The sequence below is a fragment of the Rossellomorea sp. NRS-1567 genome, assembly GCF_050467885.1.
GTDB lineage: Bacteria > Bacillota > Bacilli > Bacillales > Bacillaceae_B > Rossellomorea > Rossellomorea aquimaris_C.
In genome coordinates, this window is the sequence record NZ_JBITPL010000024.1 from 103,680 (window position 1) to 121,711 (window position 18,032).

At 43.0% G+C, this 18,032-nt stretch carries 16 protein-coding genes; 8 read left to right on the plus strand and 8 right to left on the minus strand.

Annotated elements, in window-relative coordinates; genetic code table 11:
• Positions 1–15 precede the first annotated feature (15 nt).
• The 7 genes from ACIFOD_RS16945 (at position 16) to ACIFOD_RS16975 (ending at position 7,676) form a co-directional block, all read left to right on the plus strand.
• The gene (locus ACIFOD_RS16945) at positions 16–1,674 is read left to right on the plus strand and encodes a methyl-accepting chemotaxis protein (RefSeq protein ID WP_430315601.1); all 1,659 of its coding nucleotides are present in this window, start codon (positions 16–18) and stop codon (positions 1,672–1,674) included.
• A 792-nt stretch (positions 1,675–2,466) separates the two neighbouring features.
• On the plus strand, positions 2,467–3,471 hold the full coding sequence (mreBH, locus tag ACIFOD_RS16950; RefSeq protein ID WP_034761217.1) for a rod-share determining protein MreBH: 1,005 nt from the start codon (positions 2,467–2,469) through the stop codon (positions 3,469–3,471).
• A gap of 188 nt (positions 3,472–3,659) precedes the next feature.
• A complete protein-coding gene (locus ACIFOD_RS16955) occupies positions 3,660–4,223 on the plus strand; it encodes an RNA polymerase sigma factor (RefSeq protein WP_430315602.1) in 564 nt (187 codons plus the stop codon).
• The gene (locus ACIFOD_RS16960) at positions 4,220–4,936 is read left to right on the plus strand and encodes an anti-sigma factor (protein WP_430315603.1); all 717 of its coding nucleotides are present in this window, start codon (positions 4,220–4,222) and stop codon (positions 4,934–4,936) included. Before ACIFOD_RS16955 ends, ACIFOD_RS16960 begins: the two co-directional genes overlap by 4 nt.
• 358 nt (positions 4,937–5,294) lie before the next feature.
• A complete protein-coding gene (locus ACIFOD_RS16965) occupies positions 5,295–6,647 on the plus strand; it encodes a copper amine oxidase (RefSeq protein ID WP_430315604.1) in 1,353 nt (450 codons plus the stop codon).
• 83 nt (positions 6,648–6,730) lie between these two features.
• The gene (locus ACIFOD_RS16970) at positions 6,731–7,360 is read left to right on the plus strand and encodes a class F sortase (RefSeq protein ID WP_430315605.1); all 630 of its coding nucleotides are present in this window, start codon (positions 6,731–6,733) and stop codon (positions 7,358–7,360) included.
• A gap of 88 nt (positions 7,361–7,448) precedes the next feature.
• On the plus strand, positions 7,449–7,676 hold the full coding sequence (locus ACIFOD_RS16975; RefSeq protein WP_430315606.1) for a hypothetical protein: 228 nt from the start codon (positions 7,449–7,451) through the stop codon (positions 7,674–7,676).
• A gap of 39 nt (positions 7,677–7,715) precedes the next feature.
• Here ACIFOD_RS16975 and ACIFOD_RS16980 read toward each other — a convergent pair whose 3' ends face one another.
• The 8 genes from ACIFOD_RS16980 to queF all read right to left on the minus strand — a co-directional run bounded on the left by ACIFOD_RS16980 (position 7,716) and on the right by queF (position 16,975).
• Entirely contained in the window at positions 7,716–8,795 is a 1,080-nt protein-coding gene (locus ACIFOD_RS16980) for a nitric oxide synthase oxygenase (protein ID WP_430315607.1), read from the minus strand.
• Positions 8,796–8,897: 102 nt separating this feature from the next.
• Positions 8,898–9,413 (minus strand): N-acetyltransferase family protein, encoded by a 516-nt coding sequence (locus ACIFOD_RS16985; RefSeq protein ID WP_430315608.1) that lies wholly within the window; start codon positions 9,411–9,413, stop codon positions 8,898–8,900.
• Between the two features lie 87 nt (positions 9,414–9,500).
• Entirely contained in the window at positions 9,501–10,481 is a 981-nt protein-coding gene (locus tag ACIFOD_RS16990) for an NAD(P)/FAD-dependent oxidoreductase (protein WP_430315609.1), read from the minus strand.
• Between the two features lie 88 nt (positions 10,482–10,569).
• Positions 10,570–12,447, minus strand: coding sequence for a ribosomal protection-like ABC-F family protein (gene abc-f / locus ACIFOD_RS16995; protein ID WP_430315610.1), 1,878 nt, complete (start codon positions 12,445–12,447; stop codon positions 10,570–10,572).
• 227 nt (positions 12,448–12,674) lie between these two features.
• Positions 12,675–12,788, minus strand: coding sequence for an RAxF-45 family protein (locus tag ACIFOD_RS17000; protein WP_430315611.1), 114 nt, complete (start codon positions 12,786–12,788; stop codon positions 12,675–12,677).
• Positions 12,789–12,867: 79 nt separating this feature from the next.
• Positions 12,868–14,505, minus strand: a complete 1,638-nt coding sequence (locus ACIFOD_RS17005) for a DUF2339 domain-containing protein (RefSeq protein ID WP_430315612.1) — start codon at positions 14,503–14,505, stop codon at positions 12,868–12,870.
• Positions 14,506–15,370: 865 nt separating this feature from the next.
• Positions 15,371–16,219 (minus strand): YitT family protein, encoded by an 849-nt coding sequence (locus tag ACIFOD_RS17010; protein WP_430315613.1) that lies wholly within the window; start codon positions 16,217–16,219, stop codon positions 15,371–15,373.
• A 258-nt stretch (positions 16,220–16,477) separates the two neighbouring features.
• Complete coding sequence (queF, locus tag ACIFOD_RS17015) at positions 16,478–16,975, minus strand: preQ(1) synthase (RefSeq protein WP_397552984.1); 498 nt, start codon at positions 16,973–16,975, stop codon at positions 16,478–16,480.
• Positions 16,976–17,316: 341 nt separating this feature from the next.
• Between queF and ACIFOD_RS17020 the strand changes: the two genes are divergently transcribed.
• Positions 17,317–17,967: a cobalamin B12-binding domain-containing protein gene (locus ACIFOD_RS17020; RefSeq protein ID WP_430315614.1), complete on the plus strand. Its 651-nt coding sequence runs from the start codon at positions 17,317–17,319 to the stop codon at positions 17,965–17,967.
• Positions 17,968–18,032: the final 65 nt, after the last annotated feature.

Below are 18,032 nucleotides of genomic sequence, written 5' to 3' on the forward strand. Positions count from 1 at the left end.
CTAAGGAGTATTCTCATGGCATTAAAAAGACGTTTACTGATTTTGGGACTTATCCCCCTTATCCTTTCGACGATTATCATTGGGTACATCGTCTCACAACTGATTTCTCTTCAAAATTCTGCAAATGAAGATGTACAAGTACTTCTTGAAACAGAGACATTGCGGGGAGATTTGAATGTGGCAAAGCAGGCACTATCCAATTACTCCGTCAATTCAACAGCAGAAAACAAACAAATCGTAGAGGGCATTCTGGAAGAAACATCTACGCAGATCTCAGATTTAAAAAAGCTTTTGACAGTTAAAGATCAGCAAGAAACCCTTTCCTCCATCGAGGCGAAATTCACAGATTTGAAGACTGCATCAGATGCAGCTCTCACTGAAATGAACAAAGCGGAGATCAAACGACAGTCGATCCGTATCTCCGGCGTCCTGAACGATATGTATCTATTAACGAAACAAACAAATGATTGGTATCAAAATCTATTAAAAGAAAACAAGAGGCAAATTGAATTTATTGTATGGGTGTCAGTGATCGGGTTTATCATAACCATCATCCTGTCCATGGCAGCATCTACCTTATTGACACAGCGAATAGTTAAGCCTTTAAACATTATGGTGGATAACGCTGAAAAAATGGCCAATGGTGATTTAACGATTTCCATTGATTCGGTTAAAGAGAAAAACAGTAAATTTGAAGTGGACAAGCTCCAAACAGCTTTTCACCATATGGTCCAGAACCTGCGGAGTACGGTTCAGTCCGTCCATGATATCGGATCAAATGTAGAGAAGTTCACCCAGGATGTACGCTCACAAATGACGAGTTTGGCAGAAAGCAGCAACCAGGTGGCGATTTCGACTGAAGAACTGGCAAAAGGAAGTCAATCCATCTCTGAAGACATTCAATCAACGGCTGCTTTAATGTCTCTGATGGGTGATGATTTTGCCCAGAATGTGAGACAAAGCGGAGAATCATCCGCTAGCAGTAAAGTGGCATTGGATTCGGTTGAGCATGGACGGGCATCCTTAAATAAGCAGCAGGAATTTGCTGAAATGATCGCTGAATCTTCTTCATCCATCATGGATTCCATCGAACATTTTGCCCAATATACCGGTGAAATTGAACATGCCTCCCATGCAGTAAGGGAAATTGCCGATCAAACAAATCTCTTAGCACTAAACGCAGCAATCGAAGCAGCCAGAGCCGGGGACGCAGGAAAAGGATTCGCCGTCGTTGCCCAGGAAGTCCGAAAACTGGCAGAAGATTCATCCGTTGCAACCGAGAGAATCGGTAACATGGTCGGAAATATCAAAAATGGCATTCACTCTATTATGGAAGCTTCTCAAAAGGGGAAATCCCTTTCTACTCAGCAAGTGGACTCCATGAGTGTGACAGAGCATGCGTTTAAAGACATATCCGGAAACGTTTCAACCATTTATGAAAATTTAGTACAACTTGAAAATGGCATGCAAGCTTCGAATGAGCGTACCCACCAGGTGATTGCAGCCATTGAAAACATCTCGGCGATCACAGAGGAAACCGCTGCAGGAACGGAAGAAATTTCTTCTTCTACCGAAGAGCAGCTGAGGTACTTCGAACAAATGAATGAACAAGTAGGAAAATTGAACGGAATGACAGCAGAAATGAAAAGAGAATTGGAGCGGTTTACGCTTTGATAATGGGAAAATGCCTCCTGGTGGGGCATTTTTTTGTTTGATAGATTGATTGAAATTGACGGGGTTTCGGCCGTTCGCCGTTATATTTGGAATTTCGCCGTTAAAAGTGAGATTTCGCCGATATATTGAAAGTATCGCCGTTAAAACGGGATTTTCGCCGTTATTTTGGATTCCGTTCTCCTGCTGCTTATTAATCGAACGAGAATTCATAGGATTGATGAAGACAGCGATTCGGCTGTTCGCTGATATCTGTGGAATTCCGCTGATAAACGATTCGATTTCGCTGATATATCGAATATTCCGCTGATAAAATGAAAATTTCGCTGATATCTTGCTTTCAATGCCTAAAATCTCCTTCTTTCAACCTATCATAGTAATGGCGATTCTACCCGGAAGATAATATAAATATTATCGAAATCAAAAGAAATACACTGTCTACTACAGGAGTCCCCTTCCCCTCCATTTTCACCCAAGCACCATCCCATATGACCACTCCCATGTCCCGAACTACCCTTTCACCACCATCCGACTACTCCAAACATCCCTATCTATATTACAGAACGTTTAAATTTTTTTAACGAACAAAAAATCAAGGACCGTCTCTGTGTACCCACATAGGTATATAAAAGCCCTCCATCATACACTTTTATTTTTTTCAAAACGCTTTCACTTCTGTCATACTTTGTAATAATTTGTCGGTGGTAAATATCTCCACCTACATAACCCTCAAAAATCTCCTATACTGTATAGAAGGTTATACTGTCTAGAATTCTTATAGTTGGAGGAATATTGATGTTATCAAACTCTGAAATTGGTATCGATTTAGGAACTGCAAATATACTTGTTTATAGTAAAAATAAAGGAATTATACTTAATGAACCATCTGTTGTCGCGATTGACACAGAGAATAAAACGGTATTGGCAGTTGGAACCGAAGCCAAGAGCATGATCGGGAAAACGCCAGGAAAGATTGTGGCTGTGCGCCCGCTTAAAGATGGTGTGATTGCCGACTTTGACGTGACAACTGAAATGTTAAAACAAGTGATGAAAAAAGCGAGTAAAAAACTTGGATTCTCTATCCGCAAGCCAACGGTTGTTGTTTGTACTCCTTCTGGTGCTACAAGTGTCGAGCGAAGAGCGATTCAGGATGCCGTGAGAGGAAGCGGCGCGAAATCCGTGACCCTTATTGAAGAGCCTGTAGCTGCTGCGATCGGTGCTGACTTGCCTGTAGGCGAGCCTGTTGCCAACGTAATCGTTGATATCGGTGGAGGAACGACGGAAGTAGCAATCATCTCTTACGGTGGTGTTGTTTCCTGTAACACGATCCGTATCGGCGGAGACCAAATGGATGAGGATATCGTTCAGTACGTTCGCAAACGTTACAATCTGTTGATTGGTGAAAGAACGGCTGAATTAGTAAAAATCGAAGTAGGTCAAGCACTGATTGACCATGAAGAAAGAACGATGGATATTCGTGGACGTGACTTGGTTACTGGACTTCCAAAAACCATTGAACTGTCATCAAACGAAATTCAGGATGCGTTGAAAGAATCTCTTCTTCACATCTTGGAAACGATCCGTGCGACATTGGAAAATTGTCCTCCTGAACTAAGTGGGGACATCGTTGACCGCGGTGTGATTCTGACTGGTGGCGGAGCACTATTAAACGGACTTCAAGATTGGCTGAGCCAGGAGATCGTTGTACCGGTTCACTTAGCTCCAAATCCGCTGGAATCAGTGGCAATCGGAACAGGACGTTCCCTATCCGTGATTCACAAATTGCAAAAAGTAAAATAAACACAAAATATCCCCCATTTATTTGGGGGATATTTTATTATCAATCCCAAATCCCCCTATTTACCCCACTAACATTTTTTCAAATATTTATGATCCAAAATCTAATTCCATTCGTTAGCTTATTAAAATTGAGTTCCTCTCCGTTGTTTAGTATCCTTATTTTATATGTCAAAGATAAGGAGCGTATTATGCCCAATGATCGTCACGATATAGAACTGTATCAGCAAGTTTTAGCCAAAGATTCAACAGCATTACGACAACTTTATCAACAATACGAAAAACTGATTTATTCATTCTCTTATAAAATGACAGGTGATCGGGAAATTGCAGAGGAAGTGATTCAAGAGGTATTTATGAAACTCTGGAAAAATCACTCTCCCTATGACCACAGTAAAGGAAAATTTTCATCATGGCTGTTAACAATGACGAGAAATACGTGCCTTGATGCGATCCGCAGGCGAAAGAAACATGAGTCTGTTGAATATATAGAGAAAGACTCCCTGCAAGTGACCCATGAAACTCCTGCCGATCAGTTGGAATGGAAAGAAAAAGGAACAGCGATTCGGGAGTGTATCCAGTCGTTGAAAGATGATCAGCAAAACATTGTGCAATTATTTTACTTCAAAGGATTGACACAACAATCCATTGCCGATTCAACTGACATTCCGCTAGGGACTGTCAAGGGAAGAATCCGTTTGGCGCTAAAGCATTTACACACGTGTCTTAAAGGGAAAGGAGGTCAATTCGAATGACTACACACCAATGCGATTACTTACTGGATTACTACAACGGTCATTTATCTGAACTTGAGAGAGCCCAATTTGAAAAACATCTGGCAAGCTGCCCCCAGTGTCAGGAAGAACTTCATGAACTGGAGCAGTTAGCAGAATATATGCCTTTCGCATCTGATGTTGTCGAGCCTCCTAGAGACCTGGAAGACCGTGTTTTGACTAACATTCTGGGTGAAAAGAAGCCAAAGGCTAACGTCGAACCTTTCTCCAATAAGAAAAAGAGATCATGGTTCCTCCCTTCTGTCGCAGCCGCCCTGGCCCTTTCCTTAATCGGGAATGCGTATCTGTTTACACAGATCGAGGACCAGAATGAAGTGGTTGAACAAGCAACCATCGATCAGATAGTACAATATGTCGACCTCGCTGCCGTCAGTGGAAATGCCAAGGGTACAGCAAGTATCATCAAACAGGGTGAACAAACAAGCATGGTGGTCCAGGCTTCTGAGCTTCAGGATCTTTCTAACGAAGAAGTGTATCAGGTTTGGCTCATTAAAGATGATAAACCAGAGCGAGCCGGAACATTTGTCACGAGTAAGGATGGCAAAGGATCGGTCGTATTCAAGTTTAACGAAGAGTTCACGAAGAAAGATTGGGATACGGTGGCCATCACCCTCGAGCCCGATGCGAACAGCCAGTTACCTCAAGGAGACATTGTGTTAGTTTCGGAAATATAAAAAAGTTCAATAAACGTTTTTTTGCCCGGCAGTACAGTACTGCCGGGCTTTTTATATTTCTATTGAAGATTATTTCTTTTTTATCGCCTATCGAAATGTTCGAGAAATTCGTACTAGGGAATTTAGTCCTATGTAACAGGAGTTATACAAATATTAAACAACCACTATTCACTATTCCTTTCTATTTTTTTCAATTGGGCTACATAGTATAAGACCCCCTATCCTTGTTATCTTTTACACCCTACTTTTCACCCCTATTAAAAAAACTAGAAAAAAATTTTAAAAAATGTGATCCATGTTGGAACTTCTGTCGTTAGCTCTATGAAAATATAAAAAACCCAAAAGGAGAGATTCAATTATGAAAATGAAAAAAAGTTATTTAGCGGTCCCATTAAGTATGACATTACTAGTACCAACTGTAGGTACAGTTTCAGCCCACAATGGTGAAGATCATTCACACGAGGCGAAAGTGGATACTCCTGCCGGAGAATTAAGAACGACGTTAGATCACTTACTTACTGAACATGCTTACTTAGCGGTGGAAGCCATGAGGCGCGGAGCTGAAGGTGCTGAAGATTTTGATGCAGCAGCCGGGGCCCTGAACGATAACGCAACTGATTTGAAAGGAGCCATCGCTTCAGTATATGGTGAAGAAGCCGGCAACCAGTTTAATACAATCTGGACGAACCATATCGGGTTCTTCGTTGACTATGTAAAAGCAACAGGTGCTGATGATCAAGCGGCAAAAGACGAAGCACTTGCTAATCTTGCAGGCTACAAAGAAGAATTCTCTAACTTCCTTGAAACGGCAACGGGTGAACGTTTAAAATCTGATAGTTTGGCAGAAGGACTTCAAATGCATATCAACCAACTGATTGGTGCATTTGATAGTTATGTAGCCGGAGACTATGAAAAGGCTTACGAATACGAGCGTGAGGCAATCGGACATATGGGTATGGTATCAAAAGGATTATCAAGTGCCATCACAGATCAATATCCTGACAAATTCGAAAATACGATGGCTGTTACACCGGCAACGGACTTACGTTCAACTCTTAACCACTTATTAACAGAGCATGCTGCCCTTGCCACGATGGCCATGCAAAACGGGATTGACGGATCAGAAGATTTCGATGCTTCTGTTGGTGCATTAAATGCAAATACTGAAGACCTGTCTGCAGCAATCGCTTCGGTATACGGTGAAGAAGCAGGTAACCAGTTCAAAGACATGTGGTCCAAGCATATCGGGTTCTTCGTTGATTATGTGAAAGCAACAGGTGCAGAAGATGAAGCAGCAAAAGAAGAAGCTCTTAAGAACCTTGATGGATATCGTGCAGAATTCTCCAAATTCCTTGAAACGGCAACGGACGGTCGTTTAAAATCTGATGCACTGGCAGAAGGACTTCAAATGCACGTGGATCAACTGATTGGAGCATTCGACAGCTATGCTGCCGGGGATTACGAAAAATCTTGGGATCAAATCCGTATGGCGTATGAGCATATGCTGAATCCTGCAAAAGGATTATCAGGAGCATTTGCTGATCAGTTCCCTGACAAATTCAAAGCCAATATGCCTTCAGAAATGCCCAACACTGGTATGGGTGGAACAGCCGGAAACGAATTTCCATTCGAATTCCTTCTTGCAGCGCTCTTAATCATCGCTGGTGGAACCACACTGGGAATGAAAAAATACGCTACACACAAAAAATAATAGGAAAAGATGAGAGGGACGGACCTATTAAGGTCCGTCCCCCAGTGTGAAGATGAAAGGAGTGGCTTCACATAATGTATACTATGAGGGTTGTACTACTTGTGCTTGTACTATTGCCCATTTCTGCCTGTTCTGCGGGATTTAGTTCAAGTTCTCAAGAGGAAAAAGCGGCCACGCAAACAGCCGAGGAAAAGCCGAAAGCTCAAATGGCGAGTACCACCACCTCCCCTTCCCCATTTGCTGATACGATCATTAAAGATGAGCGAAGCGGAATCGTGCCAACGACCATTGAAATCCCGGCAATCGATTTATCGGCACCTGTAGAGGCTGTTGGATTAAAAGAAAACGGGGAAATGGCAGTAACGGAAAGCTTTGAGAAGACCGGTTGGTACGAAGGTGGATACAAGCCGGGTGAACCGGGAAATGCCGTCATCGGCGGCCATGTGGACAGCCGGAATGGCCCGGCTATCTTTTATAACTTGAATAAGCTAACAAAAGGCGACGAAATCATCATCGAAAGTAAAGCAGGCGAAAAACGCATCTTCATCGTGACGGATATGAAAGAATATCCATGGGATGACGCCCCTCTTCAATCGATCTTCGGGTACTCTCACGCAAGCACCCTTAACCTGATCACTTGCACAGGGGACTTTGACCGTTCCTCAAGAAACTACAGCAAGCGCCTGGTCGTTTATACCGAATTGAAGCAATAGATAAACAGCACGGACTCCTTCCGCTGCTGTTTTTTTATGGATATTTTTACAAGATAGAGAAAACCTACTGATAAGGAAGGTGAAGATGATGAACGAACAACAATTGGAAGATCTGTTCAGCTTTTATGGATATGAGGATCTATACAAACGATTCAAGACGCCTCTTTATGTGACTGGCATCATGGATGATGCAGATGCAGAATTAGTTGAAGATTTCTTTGAGAATTTCACATTCGATGGTCCTGTTTTATTCGATGAGTTCAGGTTTTGGTTTCAATATTATGAGGTGTCCAAACGTCCGCCCTTTACGTTTTAAAAAAAGCTGCTTTCTGTTAGAAACAGAAAACAGCTCCCCTTAATAAGGTCTATCCTGATAGAAATAATTAGTGGTATTCCACGTATTGTCGTATTCTTTATGAAATATATGAGTCGTTGCCGGCGATACAGGCGGAATCAGCCATGTCCAATCCCCGGTCACATCACGGTCAGCGCTCTTCTCGTTCTCTTCAAACAAGCGGAACTGCTGGGCAGCCGTATGATGATCGACGATGCTGACTCCATCTTCTTTAAAGGAATGGAGTACGGCGATATTCAACTCGATCAGCGCTTTATCTTTCCACAACGTTGCCGCTCTCGACATATCCAACCCCATGCAGCTCGCTACTTTCGGCAAAAGATGATAGCGATTCTCGTCTGCAAGGTTCCGTGCACCGATTTCCGTTTCCATATACCAGCCGTTAAACGGAGCTGCTTTATATGAGATGCCCCCGACCTTCAATTCCATATCCGAAATGATCGGGACTCCATACCACTTCAACCCGAGATCCTGAAACCAATCAAATTCCGGATGACGGAGAGGGACCTCCAACCTGAGTGGAGCTTCAATCTCTTTCCACTGTGGAGGTCCGTCCCCGATCTGCACGACGAAAGGCAGGACATCAAAGTGAGTCCCCTGCCCTTTCCATCCGAGTCCTTCGCATTTCTTGGTAAACTCAATGGAATGAGGATCACCTATATATTGCCCATCCTCCACATAGCCGGCATATCTGATCAATTGATGATTCCATAATCGGATGTCAGGCTGATGTCGCTGTGACGGTCTGAAGATGGTAATCGTCGGACGGATTCTACCGTTATTAGAAGCATAGTCAAGGTGCCGCTCTAACGCTCCGAACACCTCATCTTCAGTGGAGGCATCCCGTTCGTCAAACACGTTCAACGAATTCCAGAACAAGCGGCCGATGCAGCGATTGCTATTTCTCCACGCCATCTTGGCTCCGTGTACAAGCTCTTCTCTTGTATGAGTATAGGTTCCTTCTGTTCTTAGTTCATCTTCTATTTGTTGTAAGCGCAGCATCATGTCTCGCTCGCTTTTATTTAATTCCTGATAACATTGCTCAATGAAGGCCCTCGCCTCATCCAAAATCGGTGTCAATATAATCGCTTCCCTGCTATCTTATTCAGCGCATACTGTACCTCCAAGTATACCATTTATCCTATACTCTTTTCCTTGGTACATTTGAACAACCATTGAATCTTAATGCGTCAGCGCTTTCTCATAGCAGCGATATTCCTGATGCCCCTCTGGTTTAGAGGTGAAATAGACCGAACCCCGGTACTCATAGCCCATTTTTTCATAAAGGTAATTGGCCCCTGTGTTTCTTGAATACGCATCTAATCGGATGCTCCCGAATCCTCTATCACGAGCGAGCTCTTCACACTTCTCCATGAATACTTTCCCCAATCCATTCCCCTGCTGAAGGGGATCAAGAAACAATGCGTGAATCACCCACTCCTTCGCAAATCTCCAAGGAATCTCGGACCATTCAGGGGACTGCCATTCATTCAGGGTCGCGGATCCTGCTATTGTTTCATCTATCATGAATACATACAGATTTCCATGTATCATTTCTTCTTCAAAATACTCACGGCTTGGGTAGTGATCATTCCATTGAAGCAATCCCTTTTCATCCAGATCTTTATTACATCTCAGGTAAACGTCCATAATGGTGTCGAGATGGTCAGGGTTCGCTTGCTTTAGTTGTATATTCATTTCATTTCCTCTTCTTATCATTGAATTTATGTACCTTTCTAGTGTTTCTTGATGATAGGGTGCTTATACTGAACCCCGCGATCAACCTTACACGGATGATGCTCCCTTCAGCTTATCTGCCATTCTTTCCCCAGCTGAAATCCCGGATAAATAAGCACTTTCAAACCGTGTTCGTCCTGCTTCATCCTTTTCTCTCAAAAAAACATCTCCACAAACCATAACCCGCTGATTCCTTCCAAGTTCCACATAAGGAGAGCGAACGACTTCTTCTGCCTCAGCGTATTTCCAGCGTTTCAATTGAGCATCGACAATTTGATTACCTTCTCCAAGATAAAGTTCTGCAACCTTCTGTATTTCAGCCAAAATGGTGTCGTCCTCAAGGTCAAAGCGTTTCTTCGACCAGGCTCCCGTCATATACACACTCACCGTTACTGTTGAAGAAATTCCTTTCTTATGATGATCCACCACCCGTTCTACTCCCGGGGGCAACTGTTCGTCCTTATGTCCCGGTGCAGGTACGATGCTCTCCTGATCAAAGGTGAACATACCTACGAAGCATGGAGCGAAGGTGATATGCTTTAGCTCCGTGCCCTCGATTTCAGGTAGCAGTGTAAGGGCTTGAGGTACAGGGGCCGTTACGATGATATGTTTTCCCAGGATTTTTTCACCATTGTCCAGCTCCACTTCCAGAGGTCCGTCCCTCCCATCACGGATGGAGAAGACTTTTGTGTTGAGCTTTATAGGAAGTGTTTCGGACAGTTTTTTGGCCAGGGCGTTCATTCCATTGACGGAGGTGTATCGCGGGTAGGGGTTACCGAACCATTTTTTGATCCAGCCAGCCTGTAGCCATTTCTCAACGTCTGTTTGAAGTTCTTTGGAACGCACCGTGAAGAATTGAGCGCCGTGATCCGCTTTTCCGTCTTGAATCCGTCTCGTGGCGAGTCTCCCTCCGACACTTCTACTCTTTTCAATGATGATGATATCAGTTATTCCTTTATCCATTAACGTTTTGGCTGCCATGATCCCTGACAGGCCGCCACCAATAATGATCACTTCTTTTTTCGACATTCATTCTCATCCTCTCTTCCTTTCATTATACAAAGGTCATTGGAAATAATGGAAGGGAGATGGCTCTATCGTCATCCCCCCTTCTACATTAGCCCATTAATTCTTCCAACTCCTGATACATTTTGTTTCGATCCTGCTCTTTCTGTTCTTTTTCCTTATACAGTTCCTGAAGGATGTCCAAGTCCCCTTGGGTCAGAAGCATCTTTTCAAGGTTAAAAATCTCTTCTTCAACCCGTTCCAGCTCAGCTTCAACTTCTTCCATCGACCGCGACGGTTTTACCGGAGCTGCTTTAGGGGGTGCTTCTTTTTTCACGGGTGCTGCAGGAACCTCCTGCGGAATAAGTTCAGGGAGCTTTTCTTTTGCCCAGCTATAAGGGCCATCAAAGAAATAAAGCTCGCCCTTATGAATCCAGTACGTTTTCTTAAATAGCTTATTTAAAAAGTACCGATCATGAGATACAGCCAGAATCGTACCTTTAAAGTCCTCCAGTGCGTCCTCCAACACCTCTCGTGAATCGATATCCAGATGGTTCGTCGGCTCATCCAGGACAAGGAAGTTAATATCCTGATGCATCAATTGGGCAAGGCGGAGTCTCATCTTTTCCCCACCGCTCAGCTGACCCACTTTCCTGAACACATTCGGTCCGTAAAATAAAAACCTGGCGAGAATATGCCGGGCATCCCCCTCTGTCACGGGAACCCCTTCCCGGAACGCATCAATCAAACGAACACTTGGATCCGCCACCGTAAACTGCTGAGAAAGGTAGCCTAACTTCACATTGCTTCCGATTTTCACCACACCTGCATCGGCGGTCTCTTCTCCCAGCAACATTCTGATAATCGTTGATTTACCGGTTCCATTCTGTCCGACAATCGCCGTACGATCCCTGAAATGGACGAGGAGATCGGAGTCACTGAACAAGCTTTTGTCTCCATAAGCCTTTGAAGCACCCTCCATGGAAAACACGATTTTCCCGCTTCGATCTGTTTCTTCAAACTCCAATCCCATCTTCTTACGGTCCAGAATCGGGCGCTTGACCTTCTCCATCCGTTCTAACGCCCTCTCCATGTTACGTGCCCGTTTATGCAAAGCTTCATTAGGAGGATTGGCCTGATTCGCCCATTCCTTCAATCGTTTGATGGCTTCCTTCATTTTCTTGATTTTCTTCTGTTGCTCTTGATAGGCTTGAAATTCAATCATCAGACGTTCTTCCTTTTCCTTCACAAATCCGGAGTAATTCGTATGATAAATCGTCAATTCCCCGTCCTCTAAGTCATACACCTTGGTAATCACGTGATCTAGAAAATAGCGATCATGGGAAATACACACGACAGTGCCCTCATACTCTTTCAAAAAATCCTCCAGCCATTCAACGGCTCCGATATCCAAGTGGTTCGTTGGTTCATCAAGGAGCAGAAGGTCAGGCTTTTGCAAAAGTATCAAGCCTAAACAAAGCTTGGTTTGTTCCCCACCGCTGCAGTCATTGAAGTCCTTATCCACCAGTTCACTGATCTCCAATCCATTAACGATTTTTGCAATATTGGATTCAATTTCATATCCCCCGGCAAGGGTGAATCCGTCCTGAATTTTGCCGTATTCCTCTAATAAACGGTTGAGATTGTCAGCATCCTGCTCCGTCCCCATTTGAAATTCCAACTCTTTTAAGCGCTCACCGGTCTTGATCAAATTGGAAAACGCAGAGCGTAATACGTCGAGTCCTTTCGTCCCTTCCGGATAGTCAGGGATTTGCGCAAGATAGCCTACCTTGGCTCCCTTTTTTAAATGAACGAGTCCTTTATCAGGGGATTCGACTCCTGATAATAATTTAAAAATCGTCGTCTTGCCCGTCCCATTTCTGCCAACGAGACCGATTCTTGCCCTTTCCGGTATTTCAAAGGATAAGTCCTCAAATATTAAATGTCCTCCAAACATCTTGCTTAATTCCTGTGCACTGCATAGTATCATTTTCCTCTTCCTTTCGGTCATCTATTTTAAGGTAAGAGGTTCCGTTATGATCACAAAAAAGCCATGAGGAAGCAGAAGGCTCGCCCATGGCTAATCGAAGTGCGATTGTACCGCACTTCCCCCTTTTAAAAAAGAAGGCATAAAAAAGAGAGCGAAAACGCCCCCTTTTCCGATTCTTTATAGAAAAGTGATTGGAATTGAGACCTCTTACCGTTCAGTATTCATATTCATTTGCTGAAAAAGGGCATACGTGTCCCTTTGAGCGCAAATGCATGAAAAATTGCACAGCAAATGTAAATATAGTCTAAATACTTCCCACGCAATCCTACAGAACGATTCATCTCAATTCCACCTCCTTCTCCATTACACGTTAGTTAATATCATCATTATATAATTATTCTGAAAGCTTTTGCAATGTGTTTATTTCTTTTTATACAAAATTCTTGATAACACAAGACCGATCACTCCGATTGGAATCAGAATCATGGCGCGGATCGTGAAATCCAGGAACACCAGATCTGCCAGGAAGAATTTCACCAATGCCAGGGCTAAAAAGCTGATCCCCACCCAGCGGTAAAAGGCGTCCTTCCTGCTTTCACCGAAAATGAGATAAGCAATGGACAGAGCTGCAATCGCTACGGTGAAGGCGGTGGTTCGTGGGGTATAATCCCAACCGATTACAATGAAATCCGTCAAACGTAACACAAATAACATCACAAGCCCTGTCAACACGACTTTAATCGCCGTTTTCGACACGTTTAAGAAAGAGGCCTTATTTGTATTGTAATGGGAAAACAGATACACATACCCAAAAGCGATCACAAAAATCGGCAGTTCAATCGTGAAGAAATCATCTGATGCACCGACCAGCACTGCGAGGATTGGACACATCATCAAAAGAATGGAAGCAGCCAAACCAAGATAGCTTTCCCTTCTTCCCGCAAGCCATAATAGGGCCGTAGCCTGAATGCCAACTAAGACAAAGCGCCAATCGTATTCTAATAGTTCAAATAAGAAGAGGAGCACATGCAGGAAACCTAAGACCAGCAGGACATCCTTTGTTTGTTTCTTTTCCTTCTGTTCAATGAACGATACGCCGATATACACCGCTGCGAAAGTCACATAATAAAAGAGTGGGATCGCTGCGTAAATATCATTCAATAATCCGAGAAGGATGAAGGAGCCTGACACTAGAGCAGGAATCATTTCGGCACTCACCCGCTCATCGCGGCCCAGCACGATCAACAGTAAAACATAGGCATGCTGAATCGCAAATGGAATCAGAACGGTCAGTGTCAACGCCCCTACTCCAAAGACTGCAAAGAAAAACAATGAGAAATAAAGTAAATAATAATGAATATTCCAGGCAATCCGGTATCGTTTCACCGTACTGAACGTCATTAACACAAAGAACATTACTAACTCATATCCGTAAAACAACCACTCATTCCGTTCGTCCCCTGCGAAAATAAACGGAAACAGATACGCCCCTGCCCCAATCAAGCACAGGACAACTTCAGAACGGTGCTTATGAGAAGTCCACAGTCCGACAGAAATAATGACCATTAATAGTAGATTCGTGATGAGTCCACCTATATATCCATACAAAATGTTTGCTGAGAATAACGTAATGATCGCAAGGACGATGCTTCCCGATAGCAGCGTGATGGATAATTTCCTCTGATCCCGGCTATACCGTTCTCCTAAGAAATACATCACGATACTGATGACAGCCCCCGTTAACACCCTTAAACCGGGGGTAACCCAGCCATTTTGAGAAGCAGCCATAAAGCCCCAGATACTTCCTATCAGAAGAACAAATAGAAACACTTTCGGAAGCCAGCGTTCCACTGAAAAATCGAATGGTTCTTTTTCGATGAATGGCTCATCTTTTTCAGCAGGGAACGGCTTTTCAGGTTCCGCATACACTTCTGCTTTTTGAATAATAGGCGCTTCACTTTCGCTCTTTGCTTGTATCAACTGCCTTTTCACCAGGTATAACTCTTTTTCCAGAGTGCTGATTTTCCGTTCCAGGCGTTCAAACTCTTCTTTTTCCATACTTCCACCCCCTACCTTCTATTTATACAGGAAAAGGGTAATATTTTCCTTTATTTTTTGGAAAGTAGAACAATATTTTATGACAAGGCTCTTTTCGTAAACATTGTTGCTATTTAAACAGAGAAAGTACGGCGGTGCGCATCCTCGTTTCCCCCAGTTATTATTCGTAGATTCTAAAAAAGGAAATTCATCTTTTGAATGAATGGTAGTGTGAAAACCTGGACCGTTCCTTTTCGCTCCAGGCACTTGCTTTCCGCGGGGAGGAAGTCGAGCCTCCTCGACGTTCCGTCTGCGGGGTCTCGACCTTTCCTCTATCTCCCGCAGGAGTCAAGTGCCTTCCGCTACAATCCACTCTGTGCTACTAAATTCTGACTGCTATTTATATGGATATACAAACGAAAAAACACTCCTAGTGTAGATAAGTTGAGCTTTTATTCCCAAAATGGACTATCTACAAAGGCGTAAAAAAAAAATATTGTTAACTCATAGATCGGTGGATCATCTAACTATCTATCAAATGAAACAAACAATGCTACCGTGGAAAAGGACCCCTCTTAAAGAGAGCAGTAGTCCGTTTACTATAGAGAGTTTTTGTCACTTTTAAGCTCTGTCACGAAATTTCCATATAGATGGTGTGGGGAACTGCGTAGACTCCTGCGGAAGTACGGGCGTGCCGAGACCCCGGAAGCGAAGCTGAGGAGGCTCGGCCGAACGTCCGCGGAAAGCGAAGCAGTTCCCCTCACCATCTAAGCATACACTGATTGACAGAGCCAAAGCAGTTCCTATGTAACTAAAAAACAATCTTTGCAAAGAGAGCTTTTGACAAAGACAAAGCTCCACCTTATTGAAAGGTGAAGCTTTGATTCTATGCCAATCGTTTGAAGTTTTGGCCGAGTATTTCATTCATCGTATGGACCGTGATGAAGGCGCGATTATCAACCTGGGTGATGAATCCTTTCAGCTTGGTAAAGTCCTTGCGACCAAGGATGGTCGTGATGACTTCCTTCTCATCGGACGTGAACGCTCCCGTTGCCGTATGAATCGTCGCTCCTTTTCCCAGTTCATGAACGATATAAGACTTGATTTCATCGCTGTATCGGCTGATGATCACAATCTCTTTATTTGAATTGAATTGCTGCAGTGCATAATCGATGACCAGTCCGTTCAGGATGACACCGAAGAAGGCATACATTCCGACTTGCGGTCCGAATAGTACGGCTGAGGACGTGGCGATTGATAAATCTGCCAGTAAGACACCTCTGCCTACATCTATATTGAAATATTTATTAAAGATCAGAGCCACGATATCCGTTCCACCCGTTGATGCCTGCTGGTTGAACACAATGGCCATACCGGTTGCGGCAATGCATTGACCGATAATCAATTGAATCAAAATATCATCACTCAATGGCGCACTCATGGGAGCAAATCTCTCTAATAACCAAACATAGAATGAAAGGGCGAAACTTGCGTAAATGGTTTTCGCTCCGAAATTAAAGCCGAGAAAGATCACACCGACGATAAATAACACGATATTGATTATGATCATGAACAGTCCAAGGGAAAGACCCGGAAACAGATCGTTCATGATGATTGACAATCCACTTACTCCCCCTGTCGCTAAATTATTAGGCGATAAGAAAAAATGGACATTCACTGAAACAAGAAATGCTCCAAGATTCATCATTAAGAAGGAAAATATTCTTTGTCGCATCACCGCAACCTCCTTTTTCTTTAAAATTTTTTTGGTTTCCGTAAATAGTTGAACAACGGGATTATAAAGCCCATCAAGACCCTTTGTAAAGGGAATCCGGTCAAAAAAATAAGGTTTAATAATTGTGAAAATTGGAAGGGTTTTCAGATGTGATGAGGATGGGGTTTGGGTTTAGGGGTTAACCATTAGGGTATAGTGTGAATTTTAGCTTCCACCGCAAAAAAAGAACGATCCCATTAAAGAATCGTCCTTCCCATCTTATCGATTATCAATCTTCTCAGGATACAAATCATGGTTCATCAAGCGGTGGTCTGCCATCTTTTCGTATTTCGTACCTGGCTTTCCGTAGTTACAGTATGGATCAATGCTGATTCCTCCGCGTGGGGTGAACTTCCCCCACACTTCGATGTAGCGTGGATCCATCAATTCGATGAGGTCATTCATGATGATGTTCATGCAGTCTTCATGGAAATCACCATGATTTCTGAAGCTGAATAAGTAAAGCTTGAGTGATTTACTTTCCACCATCTTTTCACCTGGTATATAGCTGATGTAGATGGCAGCGAAGTCCGGTTGACCTGTTTTCGGACAGAGACTTGTGAATTCAGGACAGTTGAACTTCACAAAATAGTCCCGGTTCGGATGCTTATTGTCGAATGCTTCCAAAATGTGTGGGGCATACTCGAATAAGTAATTTGTCCCTTGATTTCCTAATAATGATAGATCTGTTAAATCTTCGTCTTTTCTTCCTGACATGTAAAAATCCTCCCCTTCAGAGTGCCTCGAATGAAGGAGGACATAGCATTAGCCTAAGAATCGGAGTAACAGGCAGTAAAATTGCAAAAATTGTCCTATCCTGTTACGCTTTAATGATAACATGTTTTAGAAAACCTCATGTTAGATTCATAGAACCATAGTTTTTTATAGAGGGTTAATGCTATGAACCTCTCTCAGGTACTTGAGTTTAGTGTTACAGAGGTTATATTAAATAAGAACATTGGGAAAGTCAATCCAATTATAGATTGAAATTTGTAGCAGGAATTTCAATTCTATCTATTGAATATAGTTATTGGTATTTTTGCTAGGAGTGATCATAAATGAATCAGCTGGTCCAGGCTTTCACCAAGTCTATTCTCGCGGGAGACGTGCATTCATTAATGGAATTACATTCGTCTTCTATTCACTCAAAAATAGATAATTTTACTTTTTATGAGAAAATTATTAAACCATCTATGTATAGGATCGGTGATCTTTGGGAGAAAAATCAAATTACCGTTGCAGATGAGCATTTAGCTACTGCAACCCTTAAATATTTACTTGCTACCGTATTTACCCATCAAGAAGCTTTGGAAAACCACCCTAAAGCTCTTTTATTTTGTATAGAAGGTGAACATCACAGTTTAGGGTTGGAACTCGCGAACGAAGTATTCAAAGAAAAGCAATGGAATACACGTTACTTGGGAGCCAACGTCCCTGTCAAAGATGTATTAACCTTTATTAGTGCCTGGAGACCTCATGCCATTGGAATATCGATCGGGATGACAACCGAACTGACTCGATTGAAAGAGTGCGTCGAAGAGATCAGAGAGCATAATCAAGAGATTGAAATTCTGGTCGGGGGCCGGTTGATTTCAAACTATACCCTGGATTTCCTGGAAAAATCACAGGTAGAAAGCTTTAATGACTTGTTAGAACTCAATGCGTACCTGACGGATATGTCCGGACAGCTCGTTTCCCAGAAAGGCTAGCTCCTTAATTTTATCCAGCCAAACTTAATAAGGTTCAACTGAATGTTATCCCACATGAAACTTTT

Coding starts and splice junctions, on each gene's coding strand:
- queF (WP_397552984.1), bottom strand. CDS start 16,975: ATGTCAGGAAGAAAAGACGAAGATTTAACAGATCTATCATTATTAGGA.
- ACIFOD_RS16965 (WP_430315604.1), top strand. CDS start 5,295: ATGAAAATGAAAAAAAGTTATTTAGCGGTCCCATTAAGTATGACATTA.
- ACIFOD_RS16955 (WP_430315602.1), top strand. CDS start 3,660: ATGCCCAATGATCGTCACGATATAGAACTGTATCAGCAAGTTTTAGCC.
- ACIFOD_RS16975 (WP_430315606.1), top strand. CDS start 7,449: ATGAACGAACAACAATTGGAAGATCTGTTCAGCTTTTATGGATATGAG.
- ACIFOD_RS16970 (WP_430315605.1), top strand. CDS start 6,731: ATGAGGGTTGTACTACTTGTGCTTGTACTATTGCCCATTTCTGCCTGT.
- ACIFOD_RS17020 (WP_430315614.1), top strand. CDS start 17,317: ATGAATCAGCTGGTCCAGGCTTTCACCAAGTCTATTCTCGCGGGAGAC.
- ACIFOD_RS17010 (WP_430315613.1), bottom strand. CDS start 16,219: ATGCGACAAAGAATATTTTCCTTCTTAATGATGAATCTTGGAGCATTT.
- mreBH (WP_034761217.1), top strand. CDS start 2,467: ATGTTATCAAACTCTGAAATTGGTATCGATTTAGGAACTGCAAATATA.
- ACIFOD_RS17000 (WP_430315611.1), bottom strand. CDS start 12,788: ATGAATCGTTCTGTAGGATTGCGTGGGAAGTATTTAGACTATATTTAC.
- ACIFOD_RS17005 (WP_430315612.1), bottom strand. CDS start 14,505: ATGGAAAAAGAAGAGTTTGAACGCCTGGAACGGAAAATCAGCACTCTG.
- ACIFOD_RS16960 (WP_430315603.1), top strand. CDS start 4,220: ATGACTACACACCAATGCGATTACTTACTGGATTACTACAACGGTCAT.
- ACIFOD_RS16945 (WP_430315601.1), top strand. CDS start 16: ATGGCATTAAAAAGACGTTTACTGATTTTGGGACTTATCCCCCTTATC.
- ACIFOD_RS16985 (WP_430315608.1), bottom strand. CDS start 9,413: ATGAATATACAACTAAAGCAAGCGAACCCTGACCATCTCGACACCATT.
- ACIFOD_RS16990 (WP_430315609.1), bottom strand. CDS start 10,481: ATGTCGAAAAAAGAAGTGATCATTATTGGTGGCGGCCTGTCAGGGATC.
- abc-f (WP_430315610.1), bottom strand. CDS start 12,447: ATGATACTATGCAGTGCACAGGAATTAAGCAAGATGTTTGGAGGACAT.